The organism is Curtobacterium sp. MCLR17_032, assembly GCF_003234795.2.
Classification (GTDB): Bacteria; Actinomycetota; Actinomycetes; order Actinomycetales; family Microbacteriaceae; genus Curtobacterium.
Window position 1 is genome coordinate 190,706 of record NZ_CP126268.1, and the last position, 22,701, is coordinate 213,406.

Here is a 22,701-nt window from a genome sequence, read left to right on the forward strand (position 1 = left end):
GTACGGCAGCGGTTCACGTCCGTGCCACCTCGGGTTCACGAGCCTCCGCAACCCTTCCTCTCTGTGTCACCGGTCCGTGTGACCACGCTCCGAGCGGAGAGGTACCCATGCGCCCGTTCCTGATCGCTGTCCCGAGACGTCGAGCCCGCACGGTGCTGAGCGTCCTGGCCGTGGCCTGCGCCGTGTCGTTGATCGCTCCCGCGGGAGCGTCGGCGGCACCATCGCGGACCGCGCCGCACCCCGGCGCCTACGGGTACTTCGTCGACACCTACAAGACGAACACCCCGGCTGCCACCACGCCGGAGGGGAACGCCGCGATCGGGGTGCTGTCGCAGTTCGGCAACCTGTGGCGCCCTGGATCGTCGTGGGACAACGGGGTCGCCGTCGATGCCGCAGCCCAGCGGATCCTGGACTCGAACATCGCGCAGGCAGCGAAGACCACGCGGACCCGCACGGAGGCGCAGGGGCACGAGGCGTACCTGATCGACCGACGGAACCAGAACTACTCGGCCATCGCGGGTTTCGGTGACCTGTCCGACAGGGTGAAGGCCGCGACGAACGCCGGCACCACGATCCCCGATGAGATCCCGGCGGACGCCACGACGAAGCAGTACGTCGACCAGGGCAACGCGAACGGCGCGTGGGCGGACACCGATTCGGACCTCGGCGACGTCGTGCAGCTGGTGAACACGCTGCGCGGCGACTACTCCTCGGCGAGCAACGCGAAGAAGTACTACCAGTACGCGCGGCCGTACCGGCAGAGCCGCGATGTGCAGGTCCTCCCGCAGCTCGTCCCGGAAGAGTCGCCGACCCCCGCGACCGACGGCGGATTCCCCAGCGGGCACACCAACGCCGGCTACCTCTCGTCCCTGGCCTTCGCGTACGCGTACCCGCAGAAGTACACCGAGCTCCTCACCGAGGGCTCGGAGATCGGCAACAGCCGGATCGTCGCGGGGATGCACTCGCCCCTCGACGTCATGGGAGGGCGGGTCCTCGCGACCGCGCTGGCGGCAGCGGTCCTGAACGACCCGGCCAACACGCAGCTCGAGCAGCAGGCCCACCAGCAGGCCGAGAAGGTGCTCGCCGCCGCCGCCGCCACCCCGACCGCGGTCGATGACGACGACTACGCGGCGGACAAGGCCGAGTACCGCAAGCGGTTGACGTACGGGTTCACGCGGTCCGGCGGGAAGGCGATCCCCGCCACCGTGCCGAAGGGTGCCGAAGCGCTCCTCCGTACCCGCCTGCCTTACCTCAGCGACGACCAGATCCGGGAGGTGCTCCGGACGACCGCACTGCCGTCGGGCTACCCGCTCCTGGACGACGCGGAAGGGTGGGGGCGACTCGACCTCTTCTCGGCAGCTTCCGGCTACGGAGCGTTCGACGGCCCGGTGACGGTCTCGATGGATGCCGCTGACAAGGGCCTGGACGCCGCCGACACCTGGCGCAACGACATCGGCGGCACCGGGTCGCTGACCAAGCGCGGCACCGGCGTCCTCGCGCTCGCCGGCACGAACCGCTTCACCGGTGGCACCACCGTGCGCGAGGGAACGCTGACGGCTGACTCCGCTGCCGCACTCGGCAAGGGGTCGGTGACGACCGTCTCCGGCACACTCGCCGACGCGAGCACGAGGACGGTCCGCATCGGCGGCGACCTGACGCAGCGCTCGCACGCCACGTTGTCGCTGAGCGTCGACGGGCGGCAACCAGCCCTGCGCGTCGACGGCACCGCGTCGCTCGGCGGGACGCTGCAGCTGCACGTCGCCGAGGGCACGGCGCTGGCGAACGACGTCGTCCTGATCAAGGCCGACCGCATCGCCAAGGGGACGGACTTCCGCACCGTCCGTGTCGACGGCCTGCCCGCCGGGTACAAGCCCGTGCTCCAGCGCCACGGCAACGAACTGCACCTGGTCAACGCCGACGCGACGGGACGTGGGCACCACCGGGGCCACGGCGCCTGAGGCACGAGCGGTCGGTCACGTGCTGCTCGCCGAACCGCGTTCCGCTTGCCGAGACACCAGCACGGACGTGAACGGGTCCGCCCACCCGTCCTGACGCCGCACCCGTGCCCGGATGCAGCGGCAGTAGCCGCTCACGCAGCGGGCAGCGAACCAGCCCCCGTCGCCAACCCCACGACGAGCCCGTGCACGACCCGGGCAGCACGTGCGGCCGCGTCGTCGAGGTGCTGCCGGAACTCGTCCCCGTCCGGCGCGCACAGGTCGCTGATGCCCCGGACCGACACGAACGGCATCGCGTGCACGTGTGCGAACTGGGCGACCGCCGCCGACTCCATGTCGACCGCCGCGACGGTCGGGAAGGCCTGACGGAAGTCGCGGGCACGGCCCTCGGTCACGAAGACCTCACTCGAGCCGATCGGCTCGAGCCGGACGACGTCGGGGGTCGGGACCGCCTGCGCGCGGCGGACCAGGTCGACGTCACCGGTGAACCCGGCGGGCATGCCCGGCACCTGGCCGAGCGCGTACCCGAAGGCGGTGGCGTCGGCGTTGAGGTTGACGTACCAGTCGCCGATGACGACGTCGCCGAGCTGGACGTGCCGGGCGAGTCCGCCCGCGGTCCCGACGCTGATGACGGGGATGCCGGAGCCGAAGTCGTGGAAGGCGTGGGCGACGGCAGCGGTGGCGTTCGTGAAGCCGATGCCGCTCCGGCGGACGGCGACCGTGGAACCGCCGACGTCGAGCAGGTGGTGCTCGTCGTGGCCGCCGGTCGGCCCGTCGAGGACCGGCTCGCCGCCGAGCAGGTCGGTGAACGCCGCGACCTCTTCGCTCATGGCGGCGATGACGACGGCTACGGGTCGTCGAGGGGCATCCACCGGACGATCTTCGCACAGCAGCGTGCACGATCCTGCGCCCCCTCGACCGTCACGGAGCGCAGCATTCCGTAAGGGACGGTCATGTTCCCCACCACGTCGACGCTGCGTGGCACCTTCTCGGCATGGCCTCCATCTGCTTGATCCTGTCCGCGGCCGCGCTGCTCCTCAACGGCCTCACCCTGCTCGGACGCGTCCCCGGACGTGACAGCGGGGTCTCCAACGTCCTCATCGGCGGGCTGCAACTGCTGCTCTGCACCGCCGTCGCGATCTCGGCCGACGGGTCCCTCCCGGCGCTGTTCGCGATCACCGGGACGTTCCTGTTCGGCCTGACGTACCTCTACGTCGGGGTAGATGCGCTCGCCGGCCTGGGATCGGCGGGGCTCGGCTGGTTCTGCGGCCTGGTCGCCGTCGCCGCGGTGGTGTTCGCCGGGGTGCACGTCGCGGACGACCCGGTGCTCGCGGTGCTGTGGGTCGGGTGGGCGGTGCTCTGGTCGCTGTTCTTCGTCCTCCTGGCCCTCGGTCGGACCTCGATCGCCACGTACACCGGCTGGGCGCTCGTGCTGGCGAGTCCGCTGACCGCCCTCGTGCCGGCGCTGCTCGCCCTCACCGGCCACTGGCCGACCGGACAGGCCGGGGCCGGTATCGCGGCCCTGGGCGAGGTGGTCGTGTTCGGCGGCGCAGCCGCCCTGACCCGCCGCAGCCCCCGGAACGCAGCCACCTCGCCCGCGGCCGCTCCCGCGCCCGCCGCGGCCACCTCGCCCGCGGCCGCTCCCGCGCCCGCCGCAGCCACCTCGCCCACCGCCGCTCCCGCGCCCGCCGCGACCACAGCCTCCTGACCGACCGCCCGCCACACGAGAACGGACGCACCATGACGACGAACACCGCCACGCACTCCGCACCGGACTACGAGACCCTCGCCGCCCGCTTCCGCCCGCTCTTCGACCGGATCGCCGCCGGCGCCTCCGAACGTGAGCGCACCCACACCCTCCCCGCCGCCGAGATCCGCGAACTCGCCGACGCCGGCTTCGGGGCCCTGCGGGTGCCGGTCGAGCACGGCGGTGCCGGCGCGACCCTGCCGCAGCTGTTCCGGCTGCTGACCGAGCTCGCCGCCGCCGACAGCAACATCCCGCAGGCCCTCCGCGGCCACTTCGCCCTGGTCGAGGACCGCCTGGTCGGCCGGTCCGGGGAGCGGACGCGCTGGCTCGACCGCTTCGGCCGCGGCGAGATCGCCGGCAACTCGTGGACCGAGGTCGGCGCCGTGCAGATCGGTGACGTCATCACGAAGGTCACCCCGCAACCTGACGGCACGTTCCGGATCAGCGGGCAGAAGTACTACTCCACGGGCAGCATCTTCGCGGACTGGATCGACACCTACGCCGAGCGCACCGACACCGGCGAGCGGGTGATCGCGATCGTCGACGCCCACCAGGACGGCGTCACGCACGGTGACGACTGGGACGGCTTCGGCCAGCAGACCACCGGCTCCGGCACGAGCACCTTCGTCGACGCGCGCGTCGAGGCGGACGCGGTGACCCGGTTCGACGACCGGTTCAAGTACCAGACCGCGTTCTACCAGGGGGTGCTGCTGGCGGTCCTGGCCGGCTCGGTCCTGGCCGCAGAACGGGAGGTCGCGCTCGCCGTCCGCACGCGCAACCGCGTCTTCTCGCACGGCAACGCCGACACCTTCGCCGCCGATCCGCAGATCCTGCAGGTCGTCGGCGAGGTCTCGTCCGCCGGCTTCGCCGCCACCGCGATCGTCGACCGGGCAGCGGAGGCGCTGCAGGCCGCGTACGAGGGGGCCGCCCTCGACGAGGCCGAGGACGAACGCCGCAACGACCGCGCCGAACTCGCGACCGCGCAGGCGCAGGTCGCGCTGACCTCACTGGCGACGCAGGCGACCTCGCACCTGTTCGACGCGCTCGCCGCCTCCGGCGTCAGCACGACGAAGAACCTGGACCGGCACTGGCGGAACGCCCGGACCGCGGGCAGTCACAACCCGTGGGTGTTCAAGGCGCGGATCGTCGGGGACCACGCCGTCAACGGCGCGCAGCCGCCACGTGTGTGGGCGATCGGGGCGACGCGGGCGCGGTAGACGCGACCGGTGACGGACGGGAGGCGCGGTGCCGGCTGGTGCCGTGCCTCCCGTCCGTCGCGCGCGCACGTCGCGCGCCGATCAGCGCACGGACCACGAGGACCAGGGCGTACCCGATCATGGCGATGCCCAGCGTCGGCACGAGCCAGGCCTTCGCGTGCCCGGCGACGAAGGTGTTGACGAAGCCGAGCCCGGGGATCGAGTACCAGACGCGCCCCATGACCTGGGCCGCGACCACACGGTCCGGGTCGGCGTCCGTGTTGTTGTCGCCCTTGAAGGTGAAGAGGCGTCGGCCGTCGGCGCCGACCGCGATCGCGATGACGCGGTGCGAGATGACGCCCGGCCGGTCGACGCGGATCTGGTAGGTGACGATGTCACCGACGCCGATGTCGTCCGGGTCGACCGGGCGGACCACTGCCAGGGTGCCGGGCGGCATGCCGGGCTCCATCGAGCTGGTGAGCACGGTCAGCGGGACGGAAGCGGTGAGCCTCGGCACGACGATCGCCAGGGCGGCGACGGCGATCACGGCGAGCAGCACCAGGACGGCGGCGGTCTGCCCCAGCAGGCGGGCGACCGCCGAGACACGCGTGTGGGCTGGGGCCGTGTTCGTCACGAGGTCGCCCGCAGGGTGAACAGCTGCAGCGTGGACGAGCCGCAGTCGGCCACGGTCATCGCGGCGCTCGCGGACGCGGACGACGACGCTGCCGCCGTCAGGCACAGGTCGTTCTTGTTGTGCAGTCGGAACAGGCCGGAGCCGGCACCGACCGCCTCGACGGACCACTTCTGCGCGCTGATGTCGTTGAGCGTCCGCAGCACCGCGGAGCGGTCGCTCGGCGCGTCCCAGTACAGCTGCGGGGCCGACGGCGACGCGATGCGCAACCAGTCGCCGTCGACGCTGAACTGCCAGGTCTGCGCGGTGCTCGTGGTGCACCCGGCGGCGGCGATCGGGCTGCCGGAGGTCGTGCCGCCCGCCGTCACACATGTCCCGGTGGCGGGGTTCCGCAGCGCGTAGCGGCCGGTGGTGGTGAACCAGCCGGTGGCGTGCTGGACGGTCGGCGAGACGGGGGAGGAGTGTCCGGCGGGGCCGGTGGGCACGGCCCGGACGGCGTACGCGTAGTAGGTGGAGACCTGCAGGCCGGTGTCGGTGAACGAGCGGGTCGACGCCGGCAGCGTGGCGATCGTGACGCCGTCGCGGGTGACCACGTAGGAGCCGATGCCGCTGGTGTCCGCGGGGGCGTTCCACGTGAGCGCGATGCTGCTGTCGGTCTCGCTGGTCTTCGTGGGCATGCCCGGTGTCACGGTGGCGGCGACGGCCTGGGTCGCCTGGGCGTGCGCGGTGCCGGTCCAGGATCCCTGGCGAGCGGTGACGAGCGCGTCGAGGGTGGTCGCGCCTCCCGACAGGTCGAAGCGCTGCCCCTGGGTGACGGACGTCCGCACGCAGGAGGTCGTGCTCGCGCCGGCGGCCAGGCTCGCGGTGACGTCGGGGATCGACGAGCCGGAGCCCGAGCGGGCGGTGCTGGACGGGGCGCCCGTGCAGGGGTTGCCGGCCGTCGTCTGCCACACGTCGACGCGCTGTGCGGTGGACAGGGACGCGCCGACGGAAGCGGTCAGGGCGAGCCGGACGTCGGCGGGGACCGTCCCGGAGTTGACGATCGTGACCGTCGCGGCGTGGGCCAGGGCACTCGACGTGTAGGTGCTCGTGAGGTCCTGGACGCCGGTGATCGTGACGGCGACCGAGCCGGTCGACGCGTGTGCACCCACGGTCTGGGCGGGCGCGGTCCACGTCGCCCGGGCGGTGCCGGCGGTGCCGATCCCGAGGGCGAGGAGCGCGACGGCGGTCGAGCCGAGGAGCACCAGGCGTCGACGATCGGTGGGGGCACGGTGTCTGCGTCCGGTCATGCGCTCGCCTGCGTCCCGGTGATCGTCGCGGTGAAGTCGGTGCTGAGGCCCTGCTGGGATGCGGGAGCACTCGACGGCATGGTGAGCCCGATGCAGAGGACCACGGCGACGCCCGGGCGGACGGAGATGCCAGCCGTCGTCGCGGTGTTCGAGTCGAGGGTGCCGGTCCACGTGGTGTGCATGACGCCGGAGCGGCAGGCGGCCGCCGAGGCGGACGTCCCGATCGCGACCCGCAGGTCGGCCGCAGCGGTCGTGCCGGTGCCGGCGGCGCTGGTCGTGCCGGTCGCGCTCGCCGGCGCGGTCCCGCGAGCGGTCGCGATGCTCAGGTCGAGCGGCACGTCCCCGGTGTTGCGCGCGGTCAGCACCCCGAACTCGGTGTCGCCGGGCCAGAGCGCCGTGCTCGGCAGCGCGATGCCGCTCAGGGACAGGTCGGCCGACCCGGCGGTGATGGTCACCGGATCGGTCGAGGCCTGGGCGCTGAGGAGTGCGAAGGTCCCACCGTCGGTGGCGACCGCGACCAGGGCCGCGACGCCGACCACGCCGGCGGCGAGCAGTGTCGCCGCCGGCCAGCTGGTCATCGCGGCACCTCGGCGCCCGCGCTTCACGCCTGGGTCAGGGTGACGGCGATGGCGTCGAGGTCGACGGAACCGTTCTGCGTGCCGTCCTCGACCCCGGCGGTGTCGCTCTTCGGGAAGGTGATGGTGACACCGACGCGGACGTCCTGCTCGTGGCCGGTCTGTCCGGTCACCGTGTAGGGCGCCGACGTCCCGGAGACGCCGTCACCGGTCGCCGTGAGGACGGCGTTCGTCGACAGGTACTTCGCCAGGGCGACGTCGGCGGGTGCGCTCGTGGAGGTCGCCTCGACCGAGGCCGGGTCGACGGCGAGCTTCGCGGTCAGCCCCTTGCCGTTCGCTGACACGATCATGTCCTGCGAGTAGGTGACGACGTCGCCGGGGACGATCGGGTACCCGTCGAGCGTCGACAGCGGGGAGCCGCCGTTCACGGTCCACGACGCCGCCTGGGTGGTGGGCTTGATGGCGAGGGCACCGGCGACGATCTTGCCCCCGGCGGTCTCGGCGCTGGAGTTCCAGAGCGCGAAGGTGCCCGCGCCGCCCAGGAGGAGTGCGACGCCGGCGGCGCCGATGACGGTGGCGGTGATGATCTTCTTCATGGTGTGCCCTCTACGACGTCGAACGTCGATCTGCGTCGACCGCGTCCGGGTCTGACAGCTCGAGGAGCTGACGGCAGCCTGGTCCCGTGGTTGCGGGACCGGCGCATCGACCGGTGGACGTGGTGCTCGACCTGCTGGGAGCGGCAAGTGCAGGAGACGAATCCCTGCGAGCAGTGGTCGGCCGGACGGCCGATCGGGCTGCTTCGCTGAGTATGACATGGGAATCGCCTCTGTGCGGACTGCATCCGCCAGCCAGGCACTCTGCCAGCTTCACCCTGGGCGGGACGACGGACGGGAGGCCCGGTACCACCTGGTACCGGGCCTCCCGTCTCGTCCGTGCTCGCGCTGGGCGTCAGGCCGTGGCGGCCGTCTCGCTGCGCTTCGGGAGCACCCAGTTCGGGCGCACGAAGTGGCACGTGTACCCGTAGGGGTCCTTCTCGAGGTAGTCCTGGTGCTCTTCCTCGGCCTCCCAGAACGGGCCGACCGGAGCGACCTCGGTGACGACCTTGCCGGGCCAGATGCCCGAGGCGTCGACGTCGGCGATGGTGTCGAGGGCGACGTCACGCTGCTCGTCCGAGGCGAAGAAGATCGCCGAACGGTAGCTGACGCCCACGTCGTTGCCCTGCCGGTCCTTGGTGGACGGGTCGTGGATCTGGAAGAAGAACTCCAGGAGCTCGCGGTACGAGATCACCGACGGGTCGAAGACGATCTCGACGGCCTCGGCGTGCGTGCCGTGGTTGCGGTAGGTGGCGTTGGGGACGTCACCGCCGGAGTAGCCGACGCGTGTGCTGATGACGCCCGGGCGTCGGCGGAGCAGCTGCTGTGCTCCCCAGAAACATCCGCCGGCGAGGATCGCGGTCTCGGTGGTGGTCATCGGTACCTCCGTGGTTCGTGACGCTGGCTGCGACAGTACCGGGTGCAACACCGAGGAACCCCTGCGTGTTCCACGACGGGTCGGCCCGAGTCTGGGACCGACCGCATCCGGTGCTGCGTTCACTGGGCCGGTGAAGGACATCCACTACGCCGGCCGGGCGATCCGGACCACCGACGGCGCTGCCGACGCCGTCATCCGGTACGCCGCCGTGCTCGGCGGGAACGGGAAGACCGACACCATCGACGTGCCGACCTTCGACGACGAGGGCCGGCCCGTCGTCGAGACGCTGCTGCTCGGTCCGGCCAGCCTGATCACCGTCGGGCCGGCGACCGACGACGACCGCGACGCGGGAGTCGACGACGCGGGCTTCATCGCGCAGGTACGGCGTCTGGCGGTGCTGGCCGGACCCGTCCGGCCGGTGCACGAGGACCCGGACCTGCAGGCCGAGGGGCTCGACGACTTCGACTGAGACGGGTCGTCAGCGGCGCAGGGTGTTCCGCGGGTACTCGCCGTACGCGTTCCGGTAGGCCGCCGAGAACCGACCGAGGTGCGCGAACCCCCACGCCCGTGCGATCGCCTGCACGGACACGGTGGTCGGGTCGGCCTGCAGCAGCTCCTGGCGGACCCGCTCGAGACGGACGTGCTGCAGGTAGCGGAGCGGGGTCATCCCGATGTGGCGCTGGAACGCCTCCTGGGTGGCGCGGACGCTGAGCCCCGCGGCCCCGGCGACGTCGGCGACGGTGAGGGGTTCGGCCGCGTGCGCGTGCACGTGCTCGACGGCGGCCCGGAGGCGCGCCCGCCTCGGCAGGAGCACGGCCGGCGGCAGGGCGGTCACGGTCGGCGGGTACATCCGGAGGAACGCCGCGGCGGTCTCACGGGTGAGCGTGTGCCACAGGAGGCTCTCCACACCGCCGGCACGCAGCTCACGCGAGAGCAGCGACAGACTGTTCCGCCACTGCGTCACGGCGGCGGGGTCGAGGGTGCGCAGGTGGTCGATGCCGAGGTCGGGGACCGGACCGGTGTGGAAGAGCTCGTCGGCGACCTCGTGCACCAGGCGGCGGGACATGTGCACCAGACGCTGGTCGTAGTCCTCGTACGCGAACACGAACTCGCGGGCGGTCGGGAAGAGCATCGGGACGTCGTCGACCATCGGCACGCGGTCGCGGACGACGTCGGGGATCCCGTTGCCGGCCGTCAGCCACTGCACGACGTAGTCGTCGGACACCGGGATCAGGCCGCGGATCGAGCCGGAGATCTGCGACCGCCGCAACGTGACGTCCGCGTCGCCGACGGCGGTGTAGCGGTACGAGAAGGGCCGGCCGGTGCTGCGCGCTGCCCAGTGTCGCCCGGCGTACAAGCCGCTGAGGTCCACGACGGCCGCGGCCGGGGACCCGCCGGCGGCCTCGAGCCGGACGGTGCTGCGGTCGTCGTCCGCCGCACGGTCGGGCGCGGTGTCGTCGATCGTGGTCATCCGCTTCCTCTCCGTCCGGGCGTGCAGACGGAGCACGCCATCGGAGACCGTACGGATGGCGACGGTCTGTCCGCGAGGGGTTGACTCACGACATCCCGATGCGCTATTCGAGGTGTCCTGCTGTGCATCACGAGCGGGATGGGGAAAGGTCAGAGGATGCGCACCGAACCCGCCTCCGCCTTCCGCGCCGCCCGAGACGTCCTGCTGCACGCCCGCTCCGACAGTGCGGCCGCGCGGCGTGACTTCCGCTGGCCCGACGTCGGCGAGACGTTCAACTGGGCGATCGACTGGTTCGACGTCATCGCGCAGGGCAACGACCGTGAAGCGCTCGCGATCGTCGAGGAGGACGGCCGCGAGTCGCACACCACCTACGCCGAGATGTCTGCCCGATCGGACCGGCTGGCGGCTCGGTTGCACGACCTGGGCGTCGGCAAGGGCGACCACGTCCTGCTCATGCTCGACAACCAGCTCGAGCTCTGGGAGTCGATGCTCGCCGTGATGAAGGTCGGCGCCGTGATCCTGCCGACCTCGACCATGCTCGGCGCCGCGGACCTGCAGGACCGCGTCGACCGCGGTCAGGTGGCCCACGTGGTGACCACGCTCCGCGAGACCCCGAAGTACGCCGGCGTCACGGGCGACTTCACGCGCATCGTCGTCGGCGGCAGCGCGGACGGCTGGACGACCTACCCGGACGACCTCGGCGAACCGGCACCGGCTGACGAATGGCGTCCGGAGGTCGTCACCGCGTCCGACGACCCCTGCCTGGTGTACTTCACGTCGGGGACGACCGACAAGCCGAAGATGGTCGTGCACACGCAGACCTCGTACCCGGTCGGGCACCTGACGACGATGTACTGGATCGGTCTGCGGCCCGGCGACGTGCACCTGGCGATCAGTTCGCCCGGCTGGGGCAAGCACGCCTGGAGCTGCTTCTTCGCCCCGTGGATCGCCGAGGCCACCGTCTTCGTGCACAACCAGGAGCGCTTCGACCCGGCCGCCCTGCTGCACCAGCTGGAGCGGGCCGAGGTCACCTCGTTCTGTGCCCCGCCGACCGTGTGGCGCCTGCTCATCCAGGCCGACCTCGGCGCCCGTCCGCGTGCGCTCCGTGAGGTCGTCTCCGCCGGCGAGCCCCTGAACCCCGAGGTGATCCGCCTGGTCGAGGAGGCCTGGGGTCGGACCATCCGTGACGGCTACGGGCAGACCGAGACCACCGCGATCGTGGGCAACGCCCCGGGCGACACCGTCCGTCCGGGGGCGATGGGCCACGGCCTGCCCGGCATCGCGATCGAGCTCCTCGACCCGGTCACGGGCGAGGCCGGCGTCACCGAGGGCGAGGTCTGCCTCGACCTGACGACCCGCCCCGTCAACCTGATGGCCGGGTACCTCGGCGCCCCGGAGCGGACCGACGACGCCCTGCGGGGTGGGTACTTCCACACCGGTGACGTCGCGACCCGGCACGAGGACGGCTCGCTGACCTTCGTCGGCCGGACCGACGACGTCTTCAAGTCCTCCGACTACAAGGTGTCGCCGTTCGAGGTGGAGAGCGCTCTGCTCCAGCACCCCGCGGTCGCCGAGTCCGCGGTCGTCCCGGCTCCGCACGAGTCCCGGCTCAACGTCGTCAAGGCGTACGTCACGCTCGCGGCCGGGTGGGAACCGACGGCCGAGACCGCGCGGAGCATCCTGGCCCATGCCCGCACCGCGATGCCCGCCTGGCAGCGCGTCCGCCGGCTGGAGTTCGGCGCGCTGCCGAAGACGGTGTCGGGGAAGATCCGCCGGGTCGAGCTCCGCGCCCGCGAGCAGGAGGCCGCCGGTGGTCCGCCGGTCGCGGGGGAGTGGCGCGACGACCAGTTCGACGGCCTGCGCACCGGCCGACGCGAGGACTGACCGGGCGTCCACCGGGTCGGCGTAGCGTCCCCGTCATGAGTGATGCACTGAGTGGAACCGGCCCGGACGGCGTGAGCGAAGAAGACGCACGACGCACGGAGGAGCTCCCCGACGGGTCCGCCTCGGGCAACGCCACCGAGGACCCCCAGCAGGACAGCGACGTGGACTCCGGCGGCGAGCCGGCGGAGCCCGAACAGAGCTGACCCACCGCCGCTCAGCGGACAGCGACGCCCGGCTCCCAGCCGCGCCGGAGTTCGCTGGCATCCGGTTCCTCACCCGTCCTCCGCGGGTGTGTCGGGCCTCCCCGACCGGAAGCGGTGCCCTCTGATGCTGTCGCTGATCTACTCGAGCGTCGCGACGGACTCGTTCGACGACGCCGACCTTGCCGGCCTGCTCTCGCAGAGCCGCACCGCCAACGAGCAGAACGACGTGACCGGGATGCTGCTGTTCCGGAACGGGTACTTCCTGCAGCTGCTCGAGGGCCCGGACGCCGCCGTGCGCGCCAAGATGGCCACGATCAAGACCGACCCGCGGCACACGAAGGTGACGATGCTGCTCGAGGACGTCATCGAGGAGCGGCAGTTCCCGCAGCGGACGATGGCGTTCGCGCCGACCTCCGAGACCGACCTGCAGGACGTGCCCGGCTACCGCTCCACGTTCGACGACGTCGAGTCGATCTCCGCCGAGACCCCCGCCCCGGACGCAGTACCCTCGAACGCCTCACCGGCACTCCGTGAGCTGATCCGGTGGTTCCAGGCGCGACCGGACCGGTTCCGCACCGCCGGCTGACCCGGCCACGGAGGGACGGGAGGCCCGTGGCGACACCGCCACGGGCCTCCCGTCCCTCGTCATCATGCCGGGTCAGGTCGACGGATCGAACCGGTACATCCACGCCGCCGGTCCCACGCGCGCTCGGCGTGCCGCCAACGCAGCGCCGGGCAGGACCAGCCGATCGCGGAGCGCCGACCCCACCACGCCGAGTGTCTTGCTCTTGTCCAGCAGCTCCCCCTGCCGTGTGATGGCATCGACACGGCGGCTCCGCAGCTCCTGCATCCGTATCGCGAGGGTCGTCGCCGGGGCTCCACCGGCGACCAGTGAACCGAGGACGACGGCGTCCTCGAGCGCCAGGGAAGCGCCTTGCCCCGCGGTCGGCGGGATCGCGTGCGCCGCGTCCCCGATCAGGACCACCCGACCGCGCCCCCACCGCACCGGACGCGGGGTGGTCCGGGACGCCCACACGTCGACGCTCCGCGAACCCGCCGACAGCGCCGCGAGCGGGAGGACGTCCCGCCCGACGAGCCGCGGGAGCTCCGCGACCCACTCCGGGCCGCTCATGCCCACGGCGACGTCCACGCCTCCGGCCACCGTGCTGAGGCGTGGGTTCGCGAACCACATGACGGTCGACGCGTCGACCCGCATCGTGCTGACGAAGCAGTCCCTGCCGAACCGGAACTGCAGCGTTCCGGTGGTCCCGGCCTCGGCGTCGGTGAGTCCGCTGCCGGAGTACGTGCCGCCGATGCTGACGACCGGGGCCAGGACCTCCCGCGACGTCGCGGCGTCCGGCCCGGGTCCGTGGCCTCCGAAGGTGCGTCGGACGGCAGAGCCGACACCGTCCGCACCGATGACGACGTCCGCCGTGAAGCGCTCGGACGTCTCGGTGAGCACGCTCGCCCGGTTCCCCTCGTCGACGGCGCTGAGCACACGTGCTCCGGTGACGATCGTGATGCCTCGCCGTTGCACCTCCGTGCGGAGTAGCCGGTAGAGATCGGCTCGGTCCAGCGAACGCGTCGTCGCTCCGTCGTCCTGCAGCCCGAGCGGGAGGTCCGCGGTCAGACGTCCGCGCGGGTCGAACGTCTGCAGTCGCGGCGTCGGGACCCCGATCGCCGACACGGCCGCTCCGAGACCGAGTTCGCGCAACGCTGCGACTCCGTTGCTGGCGACCTGCAACCACGATCCGACATCGTCCGCGAACCCGGCGGTGCGCTCCAGGACGATCGGGTCGGCCCCGGCTCGATGCAGGGCGACGGCGGCGGCGAAGCCGGCGATCCCGCCCCCGACGATGACTGCTTGCATGCGGTGAACCCGTTCGTGTCGGTGAGGGACCAGTCGATCAGCCGTGATCGCGTCGTCTCGCTGCGGCCTGCACACGACCTGCTCGATGCGTGACGCGGACGTTCCGGCAAGACGATCGTATGGCGAAGCGGGACCAGCCGCACTGAGAAGCCGGGCAGTCAGACGGGAGGCCCGTGGCGACACCGCCCCACGGGCCTCCCGTCCGTCCGCCTGGTCAGCCCGCGACGTCGAAGACGACCACCCGCGCACTCCGCGCCCCGATGTGGTCCGCCACCGGCTGGTGCGCCGGGTGGGGCAGGTAGGCGTCCCGGGCGGCGGCGTCGCGGAACCGGACGACGAGCGCCCAGTCGAAGCCGCCCTCGAGCCCCTCGGGGCTGACACTCGGCCCGGAGGTGACGGACACGACGCCGTCGATGGTCGGCAGGTGTTCGGCGACCAGGGCGCTCGCGCGTTCCGGCGCGGTGCCGTCCTCGCCGTCCCAGTCCACGAGCACCACGTGCACGATCTCGGTCATGGTCGTCCTCTCGTCGGGGTCGCGCACCGTCGGCGGCGATCACCCCGAGCCTCCGCCGCCGTGCTGGGCGTACCCCGAACCGGTGCGGGGCTGGGTCGTCGCGGGCACCCGGCGGCCTAGCGTCCAGGGCACACCACGACGAGAGGAAACACCATGGCAAGTGGAGTCGCAGCAGTCTGGGTCCCGGTCAGCGACATGGAGCGCGCCGTCGCGTTCTACCGCGACACGCTCGGTCTCACGGTCACGGACCAGTCCGACGACTGGAGCGAGATCGACGCCGGTGGGCTGATGATCGGCCTCAACGGACGCGAGTCTGCCAGCCAGTCGAGCGACGGCGGCGCGGTCGTCTCGTTCCAGCCGGACGGCAGCATCGAGGACGAGGTGGCCTCGCTCAAGGAGCGCGGTGCGGACATCCAGGGCGAGATCAGCGAGCACCCGTGGGGCAAGATCATCCCCTTCAAGGACAGCGAGGGCAACGACCTGCAGCTGTACTCGCCGCCGCAGGGCTGACGACGGACCGGCCGTGCGACGTCGCACGGTCGGACCGCATGACGGGAGGCCCGTGACCAGCTGGTCACGGGCCTCCCGTCATGCGGTCAGCGCGGTGCGCGGACCGTCACCGCACTCAGCGGGCGGTGCGGGCCCCGGCGCGCGGCAGGACGATGCCGAGCAGGATCATCGCGACGGCGAGGACCAGGTGCAGCACGTTGTCGGCGACGTTCAGCGGCACGAAGTTCGCGGCGCTGGCCATGCCGGCCGTGAACAGGCCGTAGATGAAGAGCACGGCGTAGACGATGCCGCCGATGAGCAGGTACTGGCGGGCGAAGCCGTGCGAGCGGGCGGCGAGCAGGCCGACGATGCCGAACAGCAGGTGGACGATGTTGTGCAGGACGGACACCTGGAAGATGCCGAGCAGCTTGGCCATCGAGTCGTTGCCGCCGACCGACATGGTGCCCATGTCCATCGTCAGGCCGGGGATGAAGCCGGCGATGCCGACGATGATGAAGACGACACCGAAGAGCAGCGCGCCCTTCTGGGTGAGCGTGGTGCCGTAGCCGGAGCGTGCGGATGCGTTGGTGGTCATCAGGGAAACCCTTCGTCAGGAGTCGACGCGGTCGGTTGCCATGCGCCTCGCAGGACATTCGGAGTGGACCAGCAGTCGGTTTGGTGGGAGAACCCAGCAGTACACGAGAAGGGGGTGTCAGGACCGGACCAGGCGCTTGATGGCCAGTGTGGCTTCCTGGATCTTCGCTTCGGCCTCGTCGCCACCCCGGGCGACCGCGTCGGTGACGCAGTGGCGCAGGTGGTCCTCGAGCAGCCCCATCGACACCGCCTGCAGTGCCTTCGTCATCGCGGACACCTGGGTGAGGATGTCGATGCAGTACTCCTCGTCCTCCACCATGCGCTGCAGCCCGCGGGCCTGGCCCTCGATCCGGCGCAGGCGCTTGCGGTAGTCGTCCTTCGCGGAGATGTAGCCGTGGTGGTGCGTGGGCTCGTGGTGCGCGGTCTCCGCTGTCTCTTCGCTCATCGGGAACAGATCCTCGTCGTCGGCGTTACGGTAGGGGTACCCCCTGAGGGTATGCGAGCAGCGTACCCGTCCGACGGGTGACACGAGGAGGACCGGATGACCGACCAGCAGACCGCGACCTACGGCATCGACGGCATGACGTGCGAGCACTGCGTCATGAGCATCGACGAAGCCTTCCGGGAGCTGCCGGGCGTCACCGACGTGCGGGTCGACCTGGTCGCCGGCGGCCGTTCCACCGCGACCGTGACGAGCACCGAGCCGCTGGACGACACCGCCGTGGACGCCGCGGTGGACGAGGCTGGCTACACCCTGGCGGAGCGCTGAGCCCGGTGGCGACGACGACCCCGGCTCCGGTCGAGCTCGCGATCGAGGGCATGACGTGCGCCTCGTGCGCGAACCGCATCGAGCGCAAGCTCAACCGGATGCCGGGCGTCTCCGCGACCGTGAACTACGCCACCGAGACCGCGACGGTCTCGCTGCCCGACGGCACCGCGGTCGACGACGCCATCGCCACCGTCGAGCAGGCCGGCTACGGCGCCCGCCGCCCCGAGCCCGCGCAGCCCGACGTGGACGCCCTGGCGCCGCTCCGCCGACGCCTGGTGGTCTCCACGGTCCTGGCGGTCCCGGTCGTCGCGCTGTCGATGGTGCCGGCGTTCCAGTTCCCGTGGTGGCAGTGGGTCGCACTCGTGCTCGCCGCCCCGGTGGCGACCTGGGGGGCCTGGCCGTTCCACCGCGCCGCAGCCCTGAACGCCCGCCACGGATCCGCGACGATGGACACCCTCGTCAGCCTGGGCATCGTTGCCGCCGGGCTCTGGTCCCTCTGGGCGCTGGTGTTCGGCGGTGCCGGCGGACCCGACATGCACATGACCTTCGCGTTCACCGCCCCCCGCGGTGCCGCCCCGGAGCCGTACCTCGAGGTCGCGGCCGCCGTGACGGTGTTCCTGCTCGCCGGCCGGTACGCCGAGGGCCGAGCGAAGACCCGGTCGAGCGCCGCCCTCCGCGCCCTGCTCGCCCTCGGTGCCAGCACGGCCCGGGTGCTCCGTGACGGCCGCGAGGTCGAGGTCCCGGCCGCGTCCCTCCGCGTCGGCGAGCGGTTCGTCGTCCGCCCCGGTGAACGCATCGCCACCGACGGCACCGTCGTCGACGGCACGAGCGCGGTCGACACCAGCGTCATGACCGGGGAGAGCGTCCCCGTCGAGGTCGGTCCGGGCACCGCGGTGACCGGTGCGACCGTCAACGTCGGCGGCCTGCTCACCGTCGAGGCCGTCCGGGTCGGCGCGGACACCGAGCTCGCCCGGATCGGCACGCTCGTGACCCAGGCGCAGACCGGCAAGGCCGACGTCCAGCGCCTGGCCGACCGGGTCTCCGGCGTCTTCGTCCCCGTCGTGCTCGGACTCGCCGCCCTGACCCTGGTCGGGTGGCTCGTGCTCACGGGCGACGTCGAGGCCGCCCTGACCGCCGCGGTCGCGACCCTCGTCATCGCCTGCCCCTGCGCGCTCGGGCTCGCGACGCCGACCGCGCTGCTGGTCGGCACCGGTCGTGGGTCGCAGCTCGGTATCCTGATCCGCGGGCCGCAGGTCCTCGAGGCCACCCGCCGCATCGACACCGTCCTGCTCGACAAGACCGGCACGGTCACCACCGGCACCATGCGCGTGACCGAGGTCCTGCCCGCCGCGGGCGAGGACGCCGACGCCGTCCTCCGTGCCGCGGCCGCCGCCGAGTCCGGGTCCGAGCACCCGATCGCCCGCGCGGTCGTCACCGCAGGCGCCGACCGCGCCGGCTCCGAGACCCGTCCCGAGTCGTTCGCGTCCACCGCCGGACTCGGTGTCCAGGCACTCGTGGACGGCATGCTGGTCCTGGTCGGCCGCCCGTCCTGGCTCCGCGACGCCTGGTCGGTCACCATGCCCGGGTCCCTGTCCACCGCGGCGACCGAGGCCGAGACCGCCGGACGGACCACCGTCGCCGTCGCCTGGGACGGCCGGGTCCGCGGGCTCGTCGTCGTCGAGGACACCGTCGCGCCCGGAGCCGCCGAAGCCGTCCGTCGGCTGCACGAGCTCGGCCTCGACACCATGCTCCTCACCGGGGACGCCGCCGGGGTCGCGGAGCGCGTCGCTGCCGAGGTCGGCATCGACCGGGTCACCGCCGGCGTCCGACCGGAGGACAAGTACCGGATCGTCACCGAGCTGCAGGCGGCCGGCCGGACCGTCGCGATGGTGGGCGACGGCGTGAACGACGCCGCCGCACTCGCCGCCGCGGACCTCGGCATCGCGATGGGCACCGGCACGGACGCCGCCGTCGAGGCCGCCGACATCACCCTGGTGCGTGCCGACCTGAGGGCCGCGGTGGACGCCGTCCGGCTGTCGCGCCGGACCCTCCGCACCATCCGGACGAACCTGTTCTGGGCCTTCGCCTACAACGTCGCCGCGATCCCGCTCGCGATGGCCGGGCTGATGAACCCCGTCATCGCCGGGGCAGCCATGGCGCTGTCGTCGGTCTTCGTGCTGACCAACAGCCTGCGGCTCCGCCGGTTCCGATCCGTCGACGCGAGCACCCGGTGAGCGGGCACAGCGACGACATGAGCGGCCACGGCACCACCACGTGGTCGATGGCAGCCCAGGCCACCCTGCACTGCCTGACCGGGTGCGCGATCGGCGAGGTCCTCGGCATGGTGATCGGCACCGCGACCGGGCTCCACAACGTCGGCACCGTGGTGCTGTCGATCGTGCTGGCGTTCGTCTTCGGCTACGCCCTGACCATGCGCGGGGTGCTCCGCTCCGGCCTGTCGCTCGGCGCCGCACTGCGGGTCGCGCTCGCCGCCGACACGGTGTCGATCGCGGTGATGGAGGTCATCGACAACACGGTCGTGGTCGCGATCCCGGGCGCCCTCGACGCGCAGCTCGACCAGTGGTTGTTCTGGGGCTCGCTCGCGCTGTCCCTCGCCCTGGCCTTCGTCGTCACGACGCCGGTCAACCGGGCGCTGATGCGCCGCGGGCTCGGCCACGCGAAGGTGCACGCGCACCACTGAGCGCACCACCGCACCGATGACATGACGGGAGGCCCGGTACCAGCTGGTACCGGGCCTCCCGTCATGCGGTCAGCGCGTGTGTGCCGTCCGGTCAGGCGTCGGAGTCGCCGTCGGCGGCGTCCTCTTCCGGGTTGAAGTGCGAGTCGTCACCGGTGAACCCGGCCGCCACACCGCCGGGCTCGTTGGGGACGGTCCCGTCGTCGCCGAGTCCGTCCGGCTTCGGCGTGCCCTCGGGGTCGTGCGCCGTGGTGTCGTTGCTCATCGTGTGCTCCTTCGCAAGTGCTGACCGGACTCGGATCGGGCTCAGAAGGCGGGCGTGCCGCCGGCGACCGTGATCGTGGAACCGGACTGGTAGCTCGATTCTGGACTGACCAGGTGGACGTACGCCGCGGCCAGCTCGGCCGGCTGACCCGGACGGCCGTACGGTGCCTGCTGTCCGAAGGTCGACACCGTCTCGGCGTCGTCCGAACCCGGCTGCAGCGGCGTCCACACCGGACCCGGGGCGACCGAGTTGACGCGGATGCCCTTCGGCGCGAGCTGCTGGGCGACCGCCTCGGTGAAGAGCTTGATCGCACCCTTCGAGACGGCGTAGTCGATCTTGTCCGGCGACGGGGTGGACGCCTGGATCGAGCCCGTCGTGACGATCGTCGAGCCGGGCTCCAGGTGCGGGACCGCGGCCTTCGTCAGCCAGAACAGCGAGTAGATGTTCGTCTTGAAGGTGGAGTCGAACATCGACGTGTCGAGGGTCAGGATGTCGTCGTTGCTGTCCATCCGACCGGCGACCATCACCAGGGTGTCCAGGCCGCCGAGCTCGTCGACGCCCGTCTGCACCAGGTCGATGCAGTACTGCTCGTCCGAGATGTCACCGGGGAACAGCACGATCTTCCGGCCCTCGCCCGCGAGCAGGTCGCGGACCTCCTCCGCGTCCTGCTGCTCGTCGGGCAGGTAGGACAGCACCAGGTCGGCACCCTCCCGGGCGAGACCGATGGCGGCGGCACGGCCGATGCCGGAGTCGGCGCCCGTGACGATGCCGCGGAAGCCCGCCAGCCGGCCGTGGCCGACGTAGCTCTCCTCGCCGTGGTCCGGCTTCGGGTCCATCTTCCAGGCGGCCCCGGGCAGCGACTGCTCCTGCTTCGGGAACGGCGGGACCGGGTACAGCGTGGTCGGATCGTGCTTCTCGTACTGGCTCATGCTCTCACTGTCCTCTCGGGGTGACTGGAGGCCTCTCGGGCTACTGCAGGGCCGTGAAGGAGGCGTCGCGGACGAGCAGCGTCGTCGCGTCGCCGTCCACGGCCTGGTCCTGGTCGCTCGACAGGCCGAGGGACCAGGTGCCGCCGCCCGGACGCTCCGGCAGCGTGAACTCGACGGTCGTCTCGGAGGCGTTGAGGAGCAGCGCGATGCTGTCGTCGCCCTGCGCGAGCACCAGGATCACGGCGCGGTTGCCGCCGTCGGTCCAGTCGCCGTCCTCGAAGCCGTTGGCGTCGGCGCGGAGCACCGACACGGTCGATGGCGAGTCACCGGGAGCGGTGCGGTACCACTCCGGGCGCAGCGCGACGTGCTGCTGGCGGAACGCGATCGCCGCGGTCGTGAACGCGAGCAGGTCCTGGTCCGCCGCGGCCCAGTCGAACCACGAGATCTCGTCGTCCTGGCAGTAGGCGTTGTTGTTGCCGCCCTGCGAGCGGGCGATCTCGTCACCACCCAGGATCATCGGCACACCGGCCGAGAGCAGCAGCGTGCCGAGGAAGTTCCGGCGCTGGCGGTCGCGGTAGTCGTTCACCGCGCCGTCGTCGGTCGGGCCCTCGATGCCGCCGTTGAACGAGGTGTTGTTGCTCTCGCCGTCGTTGTTGTCCTCGCCGTTCGCCTCGTTGTGCTTCTCGGCGTACATGGTGAGGTCGGCCAGCGTGAAGCCGTCGTGCGCGGTGACGAAGTCGACCGAGCAGAGCGGCGAGCGGCGGGAGCCCTCGTAGACGTCGGGGGAGCCGAGGACACGCTGCACGGCGTCACCGAGGGTGCCCTCGTCGCCGCGCCAGAACGAGCGGAGGTCGTCGCGGTACTTGCCGTTCCACTCGGACCAGTCGGCCGGGAAGCCACCGACCTGGTAGCCGGCGGTGTCCCAGGGCTCGGCGATCATCTTGACGTCGCGGAGCACCGGGTCCTGGTGGATGATGTCGAGGAACGCGGAGTGCTTCTCGGCCTCGCCGTCCTGACGGGTCAGGGTCGTGGCGAGGTCGAAGCGGAAGCCGTCGACGTGCATCTCCTCGACCCAGTAGCGGAGCGAGTCCGTGATGAGGCCGAGCGCCGTCGGGTGCGACACGTTGAGGCTGTTGCCCGTGCCGGTGGTGTCGAAGTAGTTCGCCTCGTCGCCCTCGACCAGCCGGTAGTACGACTGGTTGTCGAGGCCCTTGAAGGACAGCGTCGGGCCCATGTGGTTGCCCTCGGCGGTGTGGTTGTAGACGACGTCCAGGATGACCTCGAGGCCCGCGGCGTGCAGCGCCTTGACCATCTCCTTGAACTCCGCGACCTGCTGGCCGGCGGTGCCCGAGGCGGCGTACTCGTTGTGCGGGGCGAAGAAGCCGATGCTGTTGTAGCCCCAGTAGTTGCGGAGGCCCTTGTCCTCGAGCGTGGAGTCCTGCACGAACTGGTGGATCGGCAGCAGCTCGACCGCGGTGATGCCGAGGTCGGTGAGGTGCTTGATCGCGGCCGGGTGCGCCAGGCCCGCGTAGGTGCCGCGGATCTCCTCGGGCACGTCGGGGTGCTGCTTGGTGAAGCCCTTCACGTGGACCTCGTAGACGACGGTGTCGGCCAGCGGGGTCTCGAGGCGGGTGTCGCCGTCCCAGTCGAACGAGCGGTCGGCGACGACCGAGCGGGGCATGGCGGCGGCCGAGTCGGACTCGTCCATCTGCTCCGGCTCGTCCATGTCGTGGCCGAACAGTTCCTGGCCCCACTGGTACCCGCCGTCGATCGCGGTGGCGTAGGGGTCGAGCAGGAGCTTCGCCGGGTTGTGGCGCAGGCCGTTCGCCGGGTCCCAGGCGCCGTGCACGCGGAAGCCGTAGCGGGTGCCGACGATGACGTCCGGCACGACGTCGTGGAAGGTGTAGCCGGTGCGGTTCGTCAGCTCGGTCCGGTGCTCGGTGCCGTCGTCGTCGAACCGGCAGAACTCGATGCGCTCGGCGGTGCTGGAGAAGACGGCGACGTTGGCGCCGCCGTCGACGAGGGTGACGCCGAGGGGGTTCCGCGTGGAGGAGGTCATGACTCCTTCTACCGGTCGGCGACTGTGCCCGGCACCGATCGGCGTACCCCGGCGTCGCCCCCGGTGCCGCCCGACGCGACGCACCGGGTGCTC

The 22,701-nt window shown here is 71.8% G+C and carries 25 protein-coding genes; 11 read left to right on the top strand and 14 right to left on the bottom strand.

The window, feature by feature from the left end; translation table 11 throughout:
* The first annotated feature begins 107 nt into the window (after window positions 1–107).
* Complete coding sequence (locus DEI97_RS00915; protein WP_111075214.1) at window positions 108–1,958, top strand: acid phosphatase; 1,851 nt, start codon at window positions 108–110, stop codon at window positions 1,956–1,958.
* A gap of 131 nt (window positions 1,959–2,089) precedes the next feature.
* Here DEI97_RS00915 and mtnN read toward each other — a convergent pair whose 3' ends face one another.
* A complete protein-coding gene (gene mtnN / locus DEI97_RS00920; protein ID WP_146248159.1) occupies window positions 2,090–2,827 on the bottom strand; it encodes a 5'-methylthioadenosine/S-adenosylhomocysteine nucleosidase in 738 nt (245 codons plus the stop codon).
* 122 nt (window positions 2,828–2,949) lie between these two features.
* Between mtnN and DEI97_RS00925 the strand changes: the two genes are divergently transcribed.
* Both DEI97_RS00925 and DEI97_RS00930 read left to right on the top strand, forming a co-directional pair.
* On the top strand, window positions 2,950–3,663 hold the full coding sequence (locus tag DEI97_RS00925; protein WP_111075212.1) for an AmiS/UreI family transporter: 714 nt from the start codon (window positions 2,950–2,952) through the stop codon (window positions 3,661–3,663).
* 32 nt (window positions 3,664–3,695) lie between these two features.
* The gene (locus DEI97_RS00930; protein ID WP_111075211.1) at window positions 3,696–4,919 is read left to right on the top strand and encodes an acyl-CoA dehydrogenase family protein; all 1,224 of its coding nucleotides are present in this window, start codon (window positions 3,696–3,698) and stop codon (window positions 4,917–4,919) included.
* Here the strand turns inward: DEI97_RS00930 and DEI97_RS00935 are convergent.
* The 5 genes from DEI97_RS00935 to msrA form a co-directional block, all read right to left on the bottom strand.
* Window positions 4,864–5,532, bottom strand: a complete 669-nt coding sequence (locus DEI97_RS00935; RefSeq protein WP_181439280.1) for a signal peptidase I — start codon at window positions 5,530–5,532, stop codon at window positions 4,864–4,866. The two genes, DEI97_RS00930 and DEI97_RS00935, sit on opposite strands and share 56 nt — an antisense overlap.
* Window positions 5,529–6,818, bottom strand: coding sequence for an RICIN domain-containing protein (locus DEI97_RS00940; protein WP_181439279.1), 1,290 nt, complete (start codon window positions 6,816–6,818; stop codon window positions 5,529–5,531). Before DEI97_RS00940 ends, DEI97_RS00935 begins: the two co-directional genes overlap by 4 nt.
* Window positions 6,815–7,396, bottom strand: a complete 582-nt coding sequence (locus DEI97_RS00945; protein WP_111075209.1) for a hypothetical protein — start codon at window positions 7,394–7,396, stop codon at window positions 6,815–6,817. Before DEI97_RS00945 ends, DEI97_RS00940 begins: the two co-directional genes overlap by 4 nt.
* 23 nt (window positions 7,397–7,419) lie before the next feature.
* Window positions 7,420–7,989 (bottom strand): alternate-type signal peptide domain-containing protein, encoded by a 570-nt coding sequence (locus DEI97_RS00950; protein WP_181439278.1) that lies wholly within the window; start codon window positions 7,987–7,989, stop codon window positions 7,420–7,422.
* A 352-nt stretch (window positions 7,990–8,341) separates the two neighbouring features.
* Window positions 8,342–8,863 carry a peptide-methionine (S)-S-oxide reductase MsrA gene (gene msrA, locus DEI97_RS00955; protein ID WP_111075207.1) on the bottom strand — a complete coding sequence of 174 codons (522 nt, stop codon included), beginning with the start codon at window positions 8,861–8,863 and terminating at the stop codon, window positions 8,342–8,344.
* Between the two features lie 130 nt (window positions 8,864–8,993).
* Between msrA and DEI97_RS00960 the strand changes: the two genes are divergently transcribed.
* Window positions 8,994–9,332, top strand: a complete 339-nt coding sequence (locus DEI97_RS00960; protein ID WP_111075206.1) for a hypothetical protein — start codon at window positions 8,994–8,996, stop codon at window positions 9,330–9,332.
* A gap of 9 nt (window positions 9,333–9,341) precedes the next feature.
* Here DEI97_RS00960 and DEI97_RS00965 read toward each other — a convergent pair whose 3' ends face one another.
* Window positions 9,342–10,334 (bottom strand): helix-turn-helix transcriptional regulator, encoded by a 993-nt coding sequence (locus tag DEI97_RS00965; RefSeq protein ID WP_111075205.1) that lies wholly within the window; start codon window positions 10,332–10,334, stop codon window positions 9,342–9,344.
* Between the two features lie 156 nt (window positions 10,335–10,490).
* Between DEI97_RS00965 and DEI97_RS00970 the strand changes: the two genes are divergently transcribed.
* The 3 genes from DEI97_RS00970 (at window position 10,491) to DEI97_RS00980 (ending at window position 13,007) form a co-directional block, all read left to right on the top strand.
* A complete protein-coding gene (locus DEI97_RS00970; protein WP_111075204.1) occupies window positions 10,491–12,218 on the top strand; it encodes an AMP-binding protein in 1,728 nt (575 codons plus the stop codon).
* 35 nt (window positions 12,219–12,253) lie between these two features.
* Window positions 12,254–12,421, top strand: coding sequence for a hypothetical protein (locus DEI97_RS00975; protein ID WP_181439277.1), 168 nt, complete (start codon window positions 12,254–12,256; stop codon window positions 12,419–12,421).
* Window positions 12,422–12,545: 124 nt separating this feature from the next.
* Entirely contained in the window at window positions 12,546–13,007 is a 462-nt protein-coding gene (locus DEI97_RS00980; protein WP_111075203.1) for a BLUF domain-containing protein, read from the top strand.
* A gap of 72 nt (window positions 13,008–13,079) precedes the next feature.
* Here the strand turns inward: DEI97_RS00980 and DEI97_RS00985 are convergent, their stop codons facing one another.
* Together DEI97_RS00985 and DEI97_RS00990 are read right to left on the bottom strand one after the other, a co-directional pair.
* Window positions 13,080–14,291, bottom strand: coding sequence for an FAD-dependent oxidoreductase (locus DEI97_RS00985; RefSeq protein ID WP_111075202.1), 1,212 nt, complete (start codon window positions 14,289–14,291; stop codon window positions 13,080–13,082).
* Window positions 14,292–14,505: 214 nt separating this feature from the next.
* Entirely contained in the window at window positions 14,506–14,805 is a 300-nt protein-coding gene (locus DEI97_RS00990; protein WP_111075201.1) for a Dabb family protein, read from the bottom strand.
* 153 nt (window positions 14,806–14,958) lie between these two features.
* Here DEI97_RS00990 and DEI97_RS00995 point away from each other — a divergent pair, with 153 nt between their 5' ends.
* Window positions 14,959–15,315, top strand: a complete 357-nt coding sequence (locus DEI97_RS00995) for a VOC family protein (protein WP_111075200.1) — start codon at window positions 14,959–14,961, stop codon at window positions 15,313–15,315.
* A gap of 115 nt (window positions 15,316–15,430) precedes the next feature.
* Here DEI97_RS00995 and DEI97_RS01000 read toward each other — a convergent pair whose 3' ends face one another.
* On the bottom strand, window positions 15,431–15,889 hold the full coding sequence (locus DEI97_RS01000; protein ID WP_111075199.1) for a DUF4383 domain-containing protein: 459 nt from the start codon (window positions 15,887–15,889) through the stop codon (window positions 15,431–15,433).
* A 117-nt stretch (window positions 15,890–16,006) separates the two neighbouring features.
* Complete coding sequence (locus DEI97_RS01005; RefSeq protein WP_111075198.1) at window positions 16,007–16,333, bottom strand: metal-sensitive transcriptional regulator; 327 nt, start codon at window positions 16,331–16,333, stop codon at window positions 16,007–16,009.
* 96 nt (window positions 16,334–16,429) lie between these two features.
* Here DEI97_RS01005 and DEI97_RS01010 point away from each other — a divergent pair, with 96 nt between their 5' ends.
* From DEI97_RS01010 to DEI97_RS01020, 3 genes are read left to right on the top strand one after another with little or no spacing between them, the layout of a single operon-like run.
* Window positions 16,430–16,657: a heavy-metal-associated domain-containing protein gene (locus DEI97_RS01010; RefSeq protein ID WP_111075197.1), complete on the top strand. Its 228-nt coding sequence runs from the start codon at window positions 16,430–16,432 to the stop codon at window positions 16,655–16,657.
* Between the two features lie 5 nt (window positions 16,658–16,662).
* Window positions 16,663–18,891: a heavy metal translocating P-type ATPase gene (locus DEI97_RS01015; protein ID WP_111075196.1), complete on the top strand. Its 2,229-nt coding sequence runs from the start codon at window positions 16,663–16,665 to the stop codon at window positions 18,889–18,891.
* Window positions 18,888–19,358, top strand: a complete 471-nt coding sequence (locus tag DEI97_RS01020; protein ID WP_258376726.1) for a DUF4396 domain-containing protein — start codon at window positions 18,888–18,890, stop codon at window positions 19,356–19,358. Before DEI97_RS01015 ends, DEI97_RS01020 begins: the two co-directional genes overlap by 4 nt.
* Before the next feature lie 91 nt (window positions 19,359–19,449).
* Here DEI97_RS01020 and DEI97_RS01025 read toward each other — a convergent pair whose 3' ends face one another.
* Genes DEI97_RS01025 through glgX form a run of 3 tightly spaced genes read right to left on the bottom strand, consistent with a single transcriptional unit; the run spans window position 19,450 to window position 22,608 of the window.
* Entirely contained in the window at window positions 19,450–19,620 is a 171-nt protein-coding gene (locus DEI97_RS01025; protein WP_181439276.1) for a hypothetical protein, read from the bottom strand.
* A gap of 41 nt (window positions 19,621–19,661) precedes the next feature.
* Window positions 19,662–20,549 (bottom strand): SDR family oxidoreductase, encoded by an 888-nt coding sequence (locus tag DEI97_RS01030; protein ID WP_111075195.1) that lies wholly within the window; start codon window positions 20,547–20,549, stop codon window positions 19,662–19,664.
* 40 nt (window positions 20,550–20,589) lie between these two features.
* Window positions 20,590–22,608: a glycogen debranching protein GlgX gene (glgX, locus tag DEI97_RS01035; RefSeq protein WP_111075194.1), complete on the bottom strand. Its 2,019-nt coding sequence runs from the start codon at window positions 22,606–22,608 to the stop codon at window positions 20,590–20,592.
* Window positions 22,609–22,701: the final 93 nt, after the last annotated feature.